The 14,153-nt window shown below is 40.9% G+C and carries 12 protein-coding genes; 2 read left to right on the top strand and 10 right to left on the bottom strand.

The genetic code is table 11. The features are described from left to right. Positions 1–21: 21 nt before the first annotated feature. From FZC41_RS14765 to uvrC, 5 genes are all read right to left on the bottom strand, one after another. The gene (locus FZC41_RS14765) at positions 22–408 is read right to left on the bottom strand and encodes a 4Fe-4S binding protein (RefSeq protein WP_148568212.1); all 387 of its coding nucleotides are present in this window, start codon (positions 406–408) and stop codon (positions 22–24) included. A gap of 136 nt (positions 409–544) precedes the next feature. Next, positions 545–1,615: a peptide chain release factor 1 gene (prfA, locus tag FZC41_RS14760; RefSeq protein ID WP_148568211.1), complete on the bottom strand. Its 1,071-nt coding sequence runs from the start codon at positions 1,613–1,615 to the stop codon at positions 545–547. Positions 1,616–1,718: 103 nt separating this feature from the next. Continuing rightward, positions 1,719–2,495: a phosphatase gene (locus FZC41_RS14755; protein ID WP_148568210.1), complete on the bottom strand. Its 777-nt coding sequence runs from the start codon at positions 2,493–2,495 to the stop codon at positions 1,719–1,721. A gap of 7 nt (positions 2,496–2,502) precedes the next feature. Then, positions 2,503–3,498, bottom strand: coding sequence for an HPr(Ser) kinase/phosphatase (hprK, locus tag FZC41_RS14750; protein WP_148568209.1), 996 nt, complete (start codon positions 3,496–3,498; stop codon positions 2,503–2,505). Positions 3,499–3,587: 89 nt separating this feature from the next. Continuing rightward, on the bottom strand, positions 3,588–5,420 hold the full coding sequence (uvrC, locus tag FZC41_RS14745; protein ID WP_148568208.1) for an excinuclease ABC subunit UvrC: 1,833 nt from the start codon (positions 5,418–5,420) through the stop codon (positions 3,588–3,590). Between the two features lie 134 nt (positions 5,421–5,554). Between uvrC and FZC41_RS14740 the strand changes: the two genes are divergently transcribed. Together FZC41_RS14740 and FZC41_RS14735 are read left to right on the top strand one after the other, a co-directional pair. Beyond that, positions 5,555–5,803, top strand: a complete 249-nt coding sequence (locus tag FZC41_RS14740) for a hypothetical protein (RefSeq protein ID WP_148568207.1) — start codon at positions 5,555–5,557, stop codon at positions 5,801–5,803. A 328-nt stretch (positions 5,804–6,131) separates the two neighbouring features. Next, entirely contained in the window at positions 6,132–6,332 is a 201-nt protein-coding gene (locus FZC41_RS14735; protein ID WP_014356887.1) for a cold-shock protein, read from the top strand. Between the two features lie 74 nt (positions 6,333–6,406). Here FZC41_RS14735 and FZC41_RS14730 read toward each other — a convergent pair whose 3' ends face one another. The 5 genes from FZC41_RS14730 to uvrB all read right to left on the bottom strand — a co-directional run bounded on the left by FZC41_RS14730 (position 6,407) and on the right by uvrB (position 14,037). Then, positions 6,407–6,574, bottom strand: a complete 168-nt coding sequence (locus FZC41_RS14730; protein WP_148568206.1) for a FeoB-associated Cys-rich membrane protein — start codon at positions 6,572–6,574, stop codon at positions 6,407–6,409. 24 nt (positions 6,575–6,598) lie between these two features. After that, on the bottom strand, positions 6,599–8,620 hold the full coding sequence (gene feoB / locus FZC41_RS14725) for a ferrous iron transport protein B (RefSeq protein ID WP_148568205.1): 2,022 nt from the start codon (positions 8,618–8,620) through the stop codon (positions 6,599–6,601). A 78-nt stretch (positions 8,621–8,698) separates the two neighbouring features. Beyond that, positions 8,699–8,923, bottom strand: coding sequence for a FeoA family protein (locus tag FZC41_RS14720; RefSeq protein ID WP_148568204.1), 225 nt, complete (start codon positions 8,921–8,923; stop codon positions 8,699–8,701). Positions 8,924–9,223: 300 nt separating this feature from the next. Next, positions 9,224–12,037, bottom strand: a complete 2,814-nt coding sequence (gene uvrA / locus FZC41_RS14715; protein ID WP_148568203.1) for an excinuclease ABC subunit UvrA — start codon at positions 12,035–12,037, stop codon at positions 9,224–9,226. A 23-nt stretch (positions 12,038–12,060) separates the two neighbouring features. Then, a complete protein-coding gene (gene uvrB, locus FZC41_RS14710; protein ID WP_279235190.1) occupies positions 12,061–14,037 on the bottom strand; it encodes an excinuclease ABC subunit UvrB in 1,977 nt (658 codons plus the stop codon). Positions 14,038–14,153 lie beyond the last annotated feature (116 nt).

Here is a 14,153-nt window from a genome sequence, read left to right as displayed (position 1 = left end):
TTATTTAACACTTTTCTGTTTTTACGCTTCTTCTATTGCCAAAACGTTTTGTGGACATACTTCAACACATTTTCCACAGGCTATACATTTTGAAGGCACTTCTTTATCTGGTGATTTAACAATAACACCATTTGGACAGGCTTCTACACATTTTCCACAGTTCACACATAATTTCTTGTTGATCATGTAAACACCTTTTTTGTTTGCGGTAATTGCGCCAGCTTCACATACTTCTGCACATTTTCCACATTGAACACATACATAAGTTTTTAGTTTTCCCTCTTCTTTTTCAATCCGAATACACGCTAATTCTGGAACTTGTTCTTTGTAAAATGCTTCTGAACAAGCCATTGTACATGCCAAGCATGCTACACATGCTTCCTGATCAACTACTACTACTTTTTTCATTGTTACTCCTCCTCAAGGTCAGTTCGATCTTCAGATCGAATTTGTTTTTATTTTCACATATGGTTCATTCTACTTTTAAAAATTTGGATTGTCAATAAAATACGGAATATTTACATTAACTTCTGCCAATTTTGGTTTAGGAATGTTGCTTTAATTTCTCGGCCTGATCACTTGTGACCAGGGCATTGATCATTTCATCGATGTCCCCATCTAAAAATGCTTCCAGTTGGTAAACCGTCACACCAATTCGGTGATCGGAAATCCGTCCCTGAGGAAAGTTATAGGTTCTGATCCGTTCACTTCTATCGCCGGTGCCGACCTGACTTTTCCGGTCTTTTGCTATTTCGCTTGCCTGCTTTTGCTCTTCTATTTCCAACAACCTTGCTTTTAGAACTTTCAAGGCTTTTTCTTTATTTTTTAACTGTGATTTCTCATCCTGGCAAGTTACCACCATACCCGTCGGCAGATGCGTGATCCGAACGGCGGAATCGGTCGTGTTGACACATTGTCCCCCATTTCCGGAAGATCGGTAAACATCCACTCTTAAATCATTGGCATTAATATCAATTTCAACATCTTCTGCTTCCGGCAGTACTGCTACCGTGGCCGTTGACGTATGAATTCGTCCACCTGATTCGGTGGTTGGTATCCGTTGGACACGATGAACGCCGCTTTCATACTTTAATCGACTGTAGGCCCCTTTACCTTCTAATAGAAAAATAATTTCTTTAATGCCGCCGATGTCCGGGATACTTGAACTCAAGATATCACTTTTCCATCCTTGTCGCTCCGCATATCGGGTGTACATTCTAAACAGATCTCCGGCAAATAAAGCGGCTTCGCTGCCGCCGGCTCCGGCTCGAATTTCAACAATAACATTTTTGTCATCATTGGGATCCTTGGGCAGTAGCAGTACTCTTAATTCTTCTTCCTGTTGAAGGCTTTTTTCTGTTAATTCTTCAAGTTCAGCTTCCGCCAATTCCATGAAATCTTTGCTTGAATCTTTATCCGCCAACATTTCCTTTGCCTCTTCAATGCCTGTCAATGTTTTTGAATATTCATTGTATTTTTCAATGATTGGTTCGATGTGAGATTGCTCTTTCATCAGCTTTCGCCATTGGTTCTGATCCGCAATCACCTCGGGATCACTGATCTTTTTATTTAATTCAGCATATTGTCCTGCTAAAAAGTCTAATTTATCTAACATATTGCTCCTTATTTCTTTTTATTTTTCTACTTAAGTTTATTTTATATTAATCATCAATGTGACTAACCCACCAGGCCAGCACGCATTAAAAAAGACCTGATCTTTATTTTATCACAGTTTCATCTTTTTTCAAAAACAATTCTTGGGCGCTCTTTTCTTCAAAGAGGGTTCGACCCTTGTTTTCCAAAAATTCAATGAGACGTTTTGTCTCCAGATTGATGATCAATTCATCGGGAAAATCAACTGCATCAAGTAACTTATCCACCAAGGTGAAATCGCCAATAGCTGTTGCAAAGTGCGTATCCGTTCCCAGTATCACCGGAATCTCCAATTCTTTGCAGCGGTTTGCAATCCATTCGCAGTTTGGTTTGGAACCCTTTCTGACAAAAAATGAACCATTGTTAATTTCAATCAGAGTATTATGCTTTTTGGCATCCTGAAGAATTACTTCATAATCCAGTTCATACGTTGGATTTCCCAAATGACAGATAAAATCTACATTTGGATTGGCAATTGCTCCCAATACCGCACTGGTATTTTCATTTTTTGTTTTCGGCTTAAAAGTGGGGGTATGCAATGACGCTGATATGATTTCCAATCTTTGAATAAACGGCATCGGAATATCCGTATTTCCATCAACATCCATAATATTACTCTCAATTCCTTTAAGCAGTTTAACATTATTCAATTTCCCGGGAATCACTCGATAATTGGCAAAGAATAACGGGGTGGGTGCTCCCGGAAGGGCTGGTCCATGCTCGGTGATACAAATCATTTCCAAATTCTTTTTTGCGGCAGCTTCAATTAGTTCCAATATTGTGTTGTAAGCATGTCCGCAGGCTAAGGTATGGGTGTGTGCGTCCAATACATAATTTCTCATTTTTTCTTTAATTTCCTTCCCTGTTTTGCTTTTCTGTATTTTGTTTCTCTTCATTTTCTTTTTTCTTCAATTCTCTTTTTTCGACTTCAAGTTCGTTTTGATGGGCAACCCGATCACAGAATACTTGAGCGGAATGATAACCGTACTGTTTTGTGCGATTATTGATGGCTGCCGTTTCAATAATACAGGCTAAATTTCGGCCTCCTGATACCGGGATCATGACCTTGGGTATTTCGATCCCCAGAATATCAACTTTTTCTTCATCCAGTCCCAAACGATCATAGGGTGAGCGATCATCCCAGTTTTCCAACTGAATGACCATATCAATTTCCACCACACGCTTAACGGCTCTGGCACCGTAAAGTGTTTTGACATCGATAATCCCGATGCCTCTGATTTCCATAAAATGCTGCAGCAATTTTGGGGCTGTTCCCATTAGATGATTGTCCCGGATCCGTTTGACTTCGACAACGTCATCGGCAATCAGACAGTGGCCGCGTTTCACAATTTCCAGGGCCGTTTCACTTTTTCCAATCCCGCTGGGTCCGGTGATCAAAACACCGACACCGAATACCTCTACCAGGACACCGTGTAAACTGACCGTTGGCGCCGATAACTCATCCAGATAGCTGACCAAATGATAAAAAAGCGACGTGGTGTGTTCTTTGCTTTTTAGCAGAATACGCCCATATTTTTTTGCCGCTTCCAAAAAAAAGTCTGTCTCTTCCAAATCCCAACAAACAATAAAGCACGGAAATTCATAAGCAAAGAAATCATCAATTCGCTGCTTTCTTACCTCAATATCAAGATCGAGCAGATAAGCCACTTCAACTTTACCAATTACTTGAATTCGATCTGAATCGAAATAATTATAATAGCCATGAAGTTGGAGTCCCGGCCGATTAATGCCGCTGTCACTCAAGTCTAATTCACTCGACTGACAATAAATTTTTTCCAAATTCATTTCTTTGCAAAAATCATCTAAATTTACTTTTCCATTCATTTTTTTCTTGTCTCTTTTCATTAATCTATCGCTTATTAATTTACCCAAATTATTCTACCTCAAAGTTTAATCATATCAAAGTGTTTTCATTAATCCCTGTGAAAATATTCAGATATTGCCTGGGCTGTTTTTTCCGACATCCCCGGGATTGCCATTATCTCTTCTGCATTCGCATTTTTTATGTTATTAATATTTTCAAAGTGGGCCATGAGTGTCGCTCGTCGTTTTTTTCCAACCCCTGGTATTTCTTCCAACCGCGACGCCAGCATCTCTTTATTTCTAAGCACTTGATGATATCCCAATGTGTAACGATGAACTTCTTCTGAGACTTCAAAAAGAAATACGCCCAGCGGCGTTGCCTTTTTTAAAGCAACTTCCTTGCCTTGATAAAAAATCCCCCGGAGTCGATGGTGATCATCTTTCACCAGGCCGCAAACGGCAATACTCACGGGATACAAAGATACAATGCTTTCCACCGCGGTGACATGCCCCAAACCGCCGTCGATCATCATGATTTCCGGAAGGGGCAAAAAGGTGTTTGTTTCCTGGACTTTCATGGCTCGTTCCATCCTGCGAAACACCATTTCCTGCATACTTGCATAATCATTTTGGCCTTCAACCGACTTTATCTTAAAGCGGCGGCATGCTTTTCGATTTAACTTACCGTCTTCAAAAACGACCATCCCTCCGACATTATTCGTTCCACTGATATTGGAAATATCATAAGCCTCAATGCGTTTTGGTATTTTTTCCAATTCTAAAAGATCCGCCAATCCCTCCAAACGACTTTTTGACCGCTCTTCCTTTTGTCGTTTTTCCAGTAAATGCTGTTTCAAGGCAAGATCAGCGTTTTCTGCCACCATTTCCAGCATCTTAATTTTTTTTCCTCTTTGGGGGATATGGAGCTCAATCTTTTTTCCCGCAGTTAGACTTAACCATTGTTCAATGGTTTTTTCATCCTCCATCGCTTCTCTTAAGATGATTTCTCGGGGAATAAATCCACAGCTTGAATAATATTGTTTGACAAAACTTTCCATGATTTCAGAAAGTTTCACTTCGGCAATTCCTTCCAGGAAAAAATGATCACGGCCCATGAGTTTTCCCTCCCGAACATGGAATACTTGAACGCACCCCATATCGTCTGCCATCGCCATCGCAATAAAGTCCTGATCCTGTTTGGTATTCGATATAATTTTCTGTTTTTCAACAATATGTTCAATACCGGATATTTGATCTCGAAGCATTGCCGCCTCTTCATAATTTTGCTGCATTGCCGCTGAATCCATTTTATCTTTGAGTATTTTAATCAAATTGGGGTGTCGACCATTTAAGATATCTAAAATCGATTGAATATCCTGACCGTATTTTTCCATGGATACATTTCCCCGGCACGGGGCCTGACACTGACCGATATGAAAATTCAAACAGGGTCGGCCAATTTTTTTTCCAAACATTACCTGACGATTACAGGTTTTCAAAGGATATATTTTTAATATCGCCTCAATGGTGTTTTTTACAGCAAACGCACTGGTAAAAGGGCCAAAATACTTACTGCCATCTTTTTTGTATTCCCGGGTCATCATAATTCTGGGATACTCTTCATTGATCGTTACTCTGATCCAGGGATAGCTTTTATCATCCTTCAGCAATATGTTGTATCGGGGCATATGGGTTTTGATTAAATTACATTCCAGTATCAGTGCTTCCATTTCAGAATCTGTTACAATCGTTTCGATTGTTTCTATATGTGAAACCAGCACCGCTGTTTTTGATGTCAGGTTATGTTGAGAATGGAAATACTGACGCACCCGATTACGAAGGTTTATGGCTTTACCGACATAGATAATCTCCCCCTGATTATTTTTCATCATATAGATTCCTGGACTCTGGGGCAGTTCTTTTAATTTGTCTTTATCATACATTGTTTTTTCACCTTAGCTGTTTTATCTTAAAATAATCTTTTTTTTATATTTTCCTGTTTATTTCCCTATTAACTTTGGTATAATAGTAATACTATTTATACTTCAATTGATTTTTAAAGAAAGGAAGTGTTACCATGTTTGAAAAAATAACCCTTGATGGCCACAACACCTTAGTTTCTTTCGGCAATTTCGAAGTGAAAATTGTTCCGAAAATTTATGGTGGTTTTACTTTAACGAAAACGGTTAAAGATAACCCTTTTAAAATTATCGAAATACGTGAGATAAGACTTCCAATTTCAGAAAAAGAAATTATCAAGGAAGCAAAAGAGCTTTTGAAACGAAATTATGAATCAATTGACTTCAACAAGTATTGTATCACATAAATCTTGAGTTCTGCTTTTTTTGCCTGACTTGTGTTGCTTAAAACATGGTCCTTGTTTCTATCATTGCGCTAAAGATTGAGCATGACCGAAACAAGGACCGACGTTTGCAGCGAATCTTACCCTGCTCGAACTTGTCTTAACTGAAATAAAGTATTTGCGAATCCATTTGACAAAATTTCTTATCTGCTATATACTGAAAAAGAATTAAAGTGTATTTATTGATTTCACATATTTTTGAAAGTCATTTTTTACGTTTAGATGATTTTCAAAAATATGTGTTTTTCTTTTTTGCATCACGATTTATATTAAAATGTAGGAGGTACCTAAAATGAATAATGGTACAGTAAAATGGTTTAACGAGGAAAAAGGTTTTGGTTTTATTTCTGTAGATGGTGGCGAAGATGTATTTGTACATTTCTCTGCAATTATTGCTGACGGACGTAAAAATCTTGTTGAAGGACAACGTGTAACTTTTGACACAGAAAAAACTGATCGTGGCTTACAAGCTACAAATGTTTTTATTGCATAGTTTCATTATTTAAAAATCCCCCCGTCGTTTAACGACGGGGGATTTTTATTGCCCGGATATTTCTTCCGGGACAATTAACACTTATCTTTTTCTGAAGAATCTGTTCCCGTCTTGCAACCGGGGCAGCTTCCCCCTTTACATCCTTCGCAGGAAAAATCTCCTGATTTCATTTTCTTAACCTTTTTAAAAATAATATAACCGGCCGCGCCCAAAATTAAAGCTGCCAATATCCATGTAACCATTTTCAATCCTTCTCTCTAAACCCTTTAAATAAATATTCTGCTCCCCACCTGATAGATGATTAAAGAAATCATATAGGCTAAGCCAAGTTGGTATACTACTGCGAAAAAAAAGTCTCGCCAGTTTCCCAGCTCTTTTCTCATGGTGGCCAGAGCCGCCATACACGGTGATGCCAGTAAAATAAAGATCACAAAACTATAAGCCGATACCGGTGTGAAAATCTGGCTGATTGCCAGTGTCAGGCCGCCTGCCTGACCAGCGGTTAAGACACTTAATGTACTGATAATCATTTCTTTGGCGGCTATTCCCGTCAGCAAGGCAACAGATGCCATCCAGTTTCCAAAACCCAATGGCACGAAAATCGGGGCAATCACTTTACCAAAAGTGGCTAAAATGCTTTCATCTGCAGATTGTACCATTTGAAAGCCTAGGGTAAAGTTCTGTAAAAACCATAATACGACTGAGGCCGCAAAAATAATGGTACCTGCCCGGACCAGGAATTCCTTGATTCGCTCCCATACCTGCGTCAGGGTATTTTTTATTTTCGGCAAACGAAACGGTGGAATCTCCAGAAGATAACCTGAATCGGCCCCTTTAAACCAGGTTTTTGAAAGGATAAAGCCGGATGAGAACACCACAATCAAACTGATCAGGTATAAGGAAAACACCAGCAAGGTTTGATTTGTTGTGAAAAACACTGAAGCCATCAGAATATAGATCGGCATTTTTGCGCCACATGAAATGAACGGGGTCAATACTGCTGTTAATTTCCGTTCCCGTTCATTCTCCAGCGTACGTGTTGCCATAATCCCCGGCACCGAACAGCCTAATCCAACTACCATGGGGATAAAAGATTTTCCTGATAAGCCAAAATGTCGGAAAATCCGATCCATTATAAAAGCTACTCTTGCCATATATCCGCTGTCTTCCAAAATAGAGATAAAAAAGAAAAGCGCCATCAACTGAGGTACAAAGGTCAAAACAGCACCAACCCCGGTAATAATCCCATCATTTATCAGGGCAATGATCCAGTCGGCGGCGCCGATACTTCCCAGTCCTGCAGCAATATTAACAATCAGCACGTCCTTAATGAACCACGTAATTCCACCGATGGTTACTTGCCCAACCAACGTAATGGAAACATAGTAAATGATAAACATAAACAGAAAAAAGATGGGTAAAGCCGCATAGCGATTCATTAATACCTTATCCAGCTGCTCCTGAAATTGCTGGGTATTTTCTTTTGTTTTTCTTGTTGCCATATTAATTGTCGCGGTAATGAAGCGGTAGCGGTAATCGGCAATGGCGCTATCGACATCATTACCGGAAAACACTTCAATCTTTTTTCTTGTTTTCTCAATGTCTTCCAATAATATCGAGCAATCATCAATCTTCGACAAGACTTCATCATCTTTTTCGATCAGTTTTACTGCCCGAAAAATTCTGGGATAGTCTGGCAACACATTGGGAAACTTGTTCTGAAGCAAATTTTCAAATTCCTTAAATATTTCATTGATTTGTTCCGGAAATATTTTTGGAAATTCCTGTTTTTTATCGTTTTTAACGATCCTCCCGACCATTTTAATCAGGTCGTCAATCCCCGTTTCCTGTTGGGCCGATATTTCTACAAAGGGAAACCCGAACAATTTTTCCAACGCATCGACATCAATTTCCACGCCTTTTTTCTGTACTACATCCATCATATTAAGCGCTCCGACCATCGGGCAATCCAGCTCCATAAGCTGGGTTGTTAAATAAAGATTCCGCTCAATATTTGAAGCATCAATGATGTTAATAATGAGATCCGGACGCTCTTCCAGCAGAAAATTTCGTGATACAATTTCATCCATGGAATAGGGGGCCAATGAATAAATTCCGGGAAGATCCACCAATGTTATCTTTTCCGAAGTATTTTTCAGATCTCCTTCTTTTTTTTCAACTGTCACGCCCGGCCAGTTGCCAACGTATAGATTACTGCCGGTGAGACAATTAAACAGTGTGGTCTTCCCTGAATTTGGATTTCCCGCCAAAGCAACCTTAAATTTCATGTTTTTCCTCGTTTCATTTTTATGCATAGTATTTTGTTTTTAGACAACGAAGCCACCTTGAAAAAGGTGGCTTCGTTGCTACTGAACCATTAGAATGTTTGCGGCGTCTTTTTTTCTTAGACTTAAAGCATAGCCTCTCAATCGTACTTCAATGGGATCCCCAAATGGAGCTGTTTTATTAACTTCAATTTCAACGCCGGGTGTAACACCCATATCCATTAGTTTACGTCGCATTAAACCCTCAACCGCAATAGAGCCGACACAAGCTTTTTGTCCTGGTTTTAAATCTTTTAATGTAAACATAATAAACACCTCCATATTGTCTTTTTCAAGCCTCAACATCAAGATCGACCGTCACCATATATGATGGTAATATGGTTATTTTGCCATCCCTCATTTGTTAGTCTTATTATACTTTAATTGAAAACCATTGTCAATTAGATTTTATATCTATTTAAGTTTTTTTAAGGCAAGTCTAACTTTTTTTCTATGCCCAGACAAAGCGCAAAAACAAATCCCGAAGACAATGACTGATGATTGTCTCCGAGACTTTTATATTGACAGCCTCAATCAATCTAGATAAAAACCGTCTTTTAATACGCCTTAACGCTTTGCTAATATTTTTTTCAGATATTGTCCGGTGTAGGATTCAGGTGCATTTGCAACTTCTTCCGGCGTTCCTGTTACAACAACCGTACCGCCGCCGTCTCCGCCTTCGGGACCCAAATCAATGATATAGTCCGCTACTTTTACAACGTCTAATTGATGTTCAATGACAACCACGGTGCTACCGCTGTCTACCAGGCGTTGGAGAACAATAATCAGTTGATGAACATCGGCAATATGAAGTCCGGTTGTCGGCTCATCCAGGATGTATAATGTTTTTCCGGTATTTCTCTTACTCAATTCCGTTGCCAATTTAATCCGCTGGGCTTCCCCGCCGGATAATTGCGGCGAAGGCTGACCTAAACGAACATAGCTTAAACCGACATCATAAAGAGTTTGCAGTTTGTCTTTTATCTTGGGAATATTAGCGAAAAATTCCAGTGCTTCCTCAACCGTCATATCCAATACATCCGCAATGTTCTTTCCTTTATACTTAACTTCCAGTGTTTCCCGATTGTACCTTTTTCCTTCACAGACTTCACAGGGAACATAAACATCCGGCAGAAAATGCATCTCGATTTTCATAATGCCATCACCGCTGCATTTTTCGCACCGTCCACCCTTTACATTAAAACTGAATCGACCTTTTTGATAACCACGTGCTTTCGCTTCCGGTGTCTTGGTAAAAAGATCCCGAATCAGATCAAAAACGCCGGTATAGGTCGCCGGATTGGATCGGGGGGTTCTGCCAATCGGAGACTGATCGATATCAATAACCTTGTCGATGGTTTCGACCCCCTCAATACCGGTGCATTTACCCGGTTTTTTCAAACTCCGATAGAGTTTTTTAGAAATTTCTTTATAGAGAATTTCATTTATCAACGTACTTTTCCCCGAGCCGGAAACCCCGGTAACACAGATAAATTTTCCTAACGGAAACGCGACATCGATGTTTTTGAGGTTGTTTTCCCGGGCGCCGATGATCTTAATCTGCTCGCCATTTCCTGCCCGCCTTATTGCCGGGATGGGGATTGCCCTTTTTCCGCTAAAATATTGACCGGTAATGGATTCCGGAACCGCCATTATTTCTTCCAGGGTTCCCTGGGCGACGACCTCGCCACCGTGCACCCCAGGACCCGGGCCGATATCGACAATATAATCGGCTTCCTGCATGGTTTCTTCATCGTGTTCTACCACAATCAGGGTATTCCCCAAATTGGTGAGGCGACGCAGCGTTTCCAGCAGTTTGCGGTTATCTCGCTGATGCAGTCCGATACTTGGTTCATCCAAAACATAAAGGACGCCAACCAGGCCGGAGCCAATCTGCGTGGCAAGGCGAATCCGCTGTGATTCGCCGCCGGACAAAGTACCGGCATTTCTTGAAAGAGTTAAATATTCCAACCCCACATCTTTAAGAAAATTTAGTCGGGCATCGATTTCTTTGAAAATTGATTCACCAATCATGATTTCCCTTGCCGTCATTTCCTGGTTTTTGAAAAATGCCAGTAAATGCACCACCGACATATCGGTTATTTCGATGATGTTTTTCCCATGAATGGTCACGGCCAGACTGGTCGGATTTAACCGCTTGCCGTGACAGGTCGGACAGGGCGTTTCAGACATATACCGCTCAATCAGGCTTCTCATCCGCTCTGAAGTCGTTTCGATATAGCGCCGTTCCATATTTTTGATCAGACCTTCAAAGGTTGATGAATAGGTTCCGGAGAACTTTCCTTCATAGGCAATCTCCACCACCTCGTCACTGCCGTACAACAGCGCCTTTAAAAACTCCGGACTGGCATTTTCAATGGGTTCATCCATTGAAAATTGATGCTTTTCCGCCAGTGATTTTATCATATTAAAATAATATTTCGAATCGCTTTTTAAGCCAAAAAATTTAATTGCGCCACCCGGAATTGATAAACTCTTATCCGGTATCAATAAGTCAGGGTCTACCTGCTGATGAAAACCCAGTCCGTGGCAATCCGGGCACATGCCGAAGGGGTTGTTGAATGAAAAGGTCCGGGGTTCCAGAGTGTCCATGGCGATTCCACAATCTGCGCATGCCAGTTTTTCACTGAAAAGCTTCTGTTCTTTCCCAATCACATCGCAGATTACCAGACCGCCGGAAAGCTTTAAGGCCATTTCAACTGAATCTGACAAACGTTTTCCCAGGTTGTCTTTCGCAATCAAGCGATCCACCACCACGTCGATGGTATGCTTTTTGTTTTTTTCCAGATTGATTTCGTCGGTCACTTCCAGGGGTTCCCCATCAACAATAATTCGCACAAAACCCTCTTTTTTAATATGGTCAATGATTTTTTTGTGCTGGCCCTTCTCTTTCCGGACAATGGGGGCTAAAATCTGAAACTTAGTTTTTGGCGGAAGGGTCAGAATGGCATCGACAATCTGATCGACTGACTGTGATTCCACCACCTTCCCGCACTTTGGGCAATGGGGAATCCCGATTCTGGCATAAAGCAAGCGCAGATAATCATAAATCTCCGTCACGGTTCCAACCGTTGATCGCGGATTTCGATTGGTTGTTTTCTGATCAATGGAAATCGCGGGAGACAACCCGTCAATACTTTCCACATTTGGTTTTTGGGACTGGCCTAAAAACATTCGGGCATAGGAAGAAAGGGATTCCATATAGCGACGTTGTCCTTCTGCATAGATTGTGTCAAATGCCAGAGAGGATTTCCCCGATCCGCTCACTCCGGTTAAAACCACCAGCTGATCCCGGGGTATTTTTAAACTGATATTTTTTAAATTGTGCTCTTTTGCACCCTTGATATCTATAAATTTCATGTTTCTCCTTAAATCGATGGCTGCTAATTATTAAGATGCTTCAACCAATGAATTTCGTCTCGCAGTTTAGCCGCTCGTTCAAATTCTAAGGCTTCGGCAGCGCTTAACATTTCTAATTCCAATTCTTTAATCTTATTCTCAATCTCAAAGGTCTGACCTTCAACTTCATAGGTTTCCTGATTCTCGGCAACCTTAGTAGCTTCAATAATATCCCGGATGCCCTTTTTTATCGAGCTGGGAACGATGTGATGCTCCTCATTGTAGGCTGTCTGGATGGTCCGGCGCCGATTCGTCTCGCCGATGGCGCGCTCCATTGACGGTGTCATTTTATCTGCATACATGATGACATGCCCCTCGAGATTTCTGGCGGCCCGTCCAACCGTTTGAATCAACGCGGTTTCTGATCGCAGAAAACCTTCTTTGTCCGCATCTAAAATAGCTACCAAGCCAACTTCCGGCAGATCAAGGCCTTCCCGCAAAAGATTGATACCGACAAGCACATCGAAAGTACCGAGACGCAAGTCACGAAGAATTTTCATCCGATCGATGGTGTCGACATCTGAATGCAGATAATTAACTTTGATCCCATTTTCTTTAAGATAGTCAGTCAAATCTTCGGACATTTTTTTTGTCAAAGTGGTAACCAATACGCGATTGCCTTTTTCTGTCGTAGCATTGATTTCTCCCAGCAGATCATCAATCTGACCGTTAACCGGGCGCACCGTTATTTCGGGATCAATAAGGCCGGTTGGCCGAATAATTTGCTCGACGATTTTCTGGCTGTTCGCTTTTTCGTATTTGCTGGGAGTCGCTGTGGTAAAAACAATCTGATTGATTTTTCCTTCAAACTCCTGAAAATTCAGGGGCCGGTTGTCATAGGCTGAAGGTAATCGAAAGCCATAATCTACCAGATTCTTTTTTCGTGCCTGGTCCCCGGCATACATTCCGCCAATTTGAGGAATGGACACGTGCGATTCATCGGCAATCATTAAAAAGTCTTTGGGAAAATAGTCAATGAGTGTGTAGGGGGGTGATCCTGGCGGCAGCCCATTAATGTAACGGGTATAATTTTCTATGCCATTGCAATATCCCATTTCACGGAGCATTTCAATGTCGTAATTCGTTCTTTGCAGAATGCGCTGAGCTTCAACCAGCTGATTGTTCTTCGTGTATTCATCGTACCGCAATCGCAATTCGTTTTGTATCTCGGCGATCGCTCTTTCAATATTTTCCGGAGTTGTGGTATAGTGAGATGCCGGAAAAATGGATACGTGATTGAGTTCTCCGTATATTTCGCCGGTCAGGGTATTAATTTCCGTGATCCGTTCTATTTCATCTCCAAAGAATTCCAGCCGCACCGCTTTTTCTGAGGATGCTGCCGGAAATATTTCCAGAATATCTCCTCTGACCCGAAAATTGTTTCGTTCGAAGGCAATATCATTTCTGGTGTATTGAATATCGACTAATTTTCGGATGATGGCATCCCGATCTTTTTCCATTCCCGGACGTAAAGAAAGCACCAGATTCTCATAATCAATCGGGCTGCCTAATCCATAGATACAGGATACGCTGGCCACGACAATGACATCCCCTCTTTCAAACAGCGAGGCGGTGGCCGAGTGCCTTAATTTATCAATTTCATCATTAATGGATGAGTCTTTTTCGATAAAAAGATCGGAATGCGGCACATAAGCTTCCGGTTGGTAATAATCATAATAACTTACAAAATATTCAACCGCATTATCTGGGAAAAAGCTCCGAAATTCGTTGGTTAGCTGCGCAGCGAGGGTTTTATTATGGGCAATCACAAGGGTTGGTTTTTGGACCGCTTCAATGACTTTCGCCATGGTATAGGTTTTACCTGATCCGGTTACACCTAACAGCGTTTGGAACTTCAATCCCTCTTTTATCCCTTTTGTAATTTCTTCAATGGCTTTTTTCTGATCACCTTTTGGTTCATATTCCGAAACAACCTTAAATGGGTTTTTCATTTTTTTCATCAGCGCCCTCCAATCAACGATCTGAACATTCGTTCTATTATCTTACCATAGGATATTATTTATGGCAATTAGTAACCTTTCTAAATTAAAAAAAATATAAAAAGCACACCACGCGG

This window comes from Acetobacterium paludosum, from assembly GCF_008086595.1.
Classification (GTDB): domain Bacteria; phylum Bacillota; class Clostridia; order Eubacteriales; family Eubacteriaceae; genus Acetobacterium; species Acetobacterium paludosum.
This window is presented reverse-complemented; position numbering and strand designations above follow the sequence as displayed.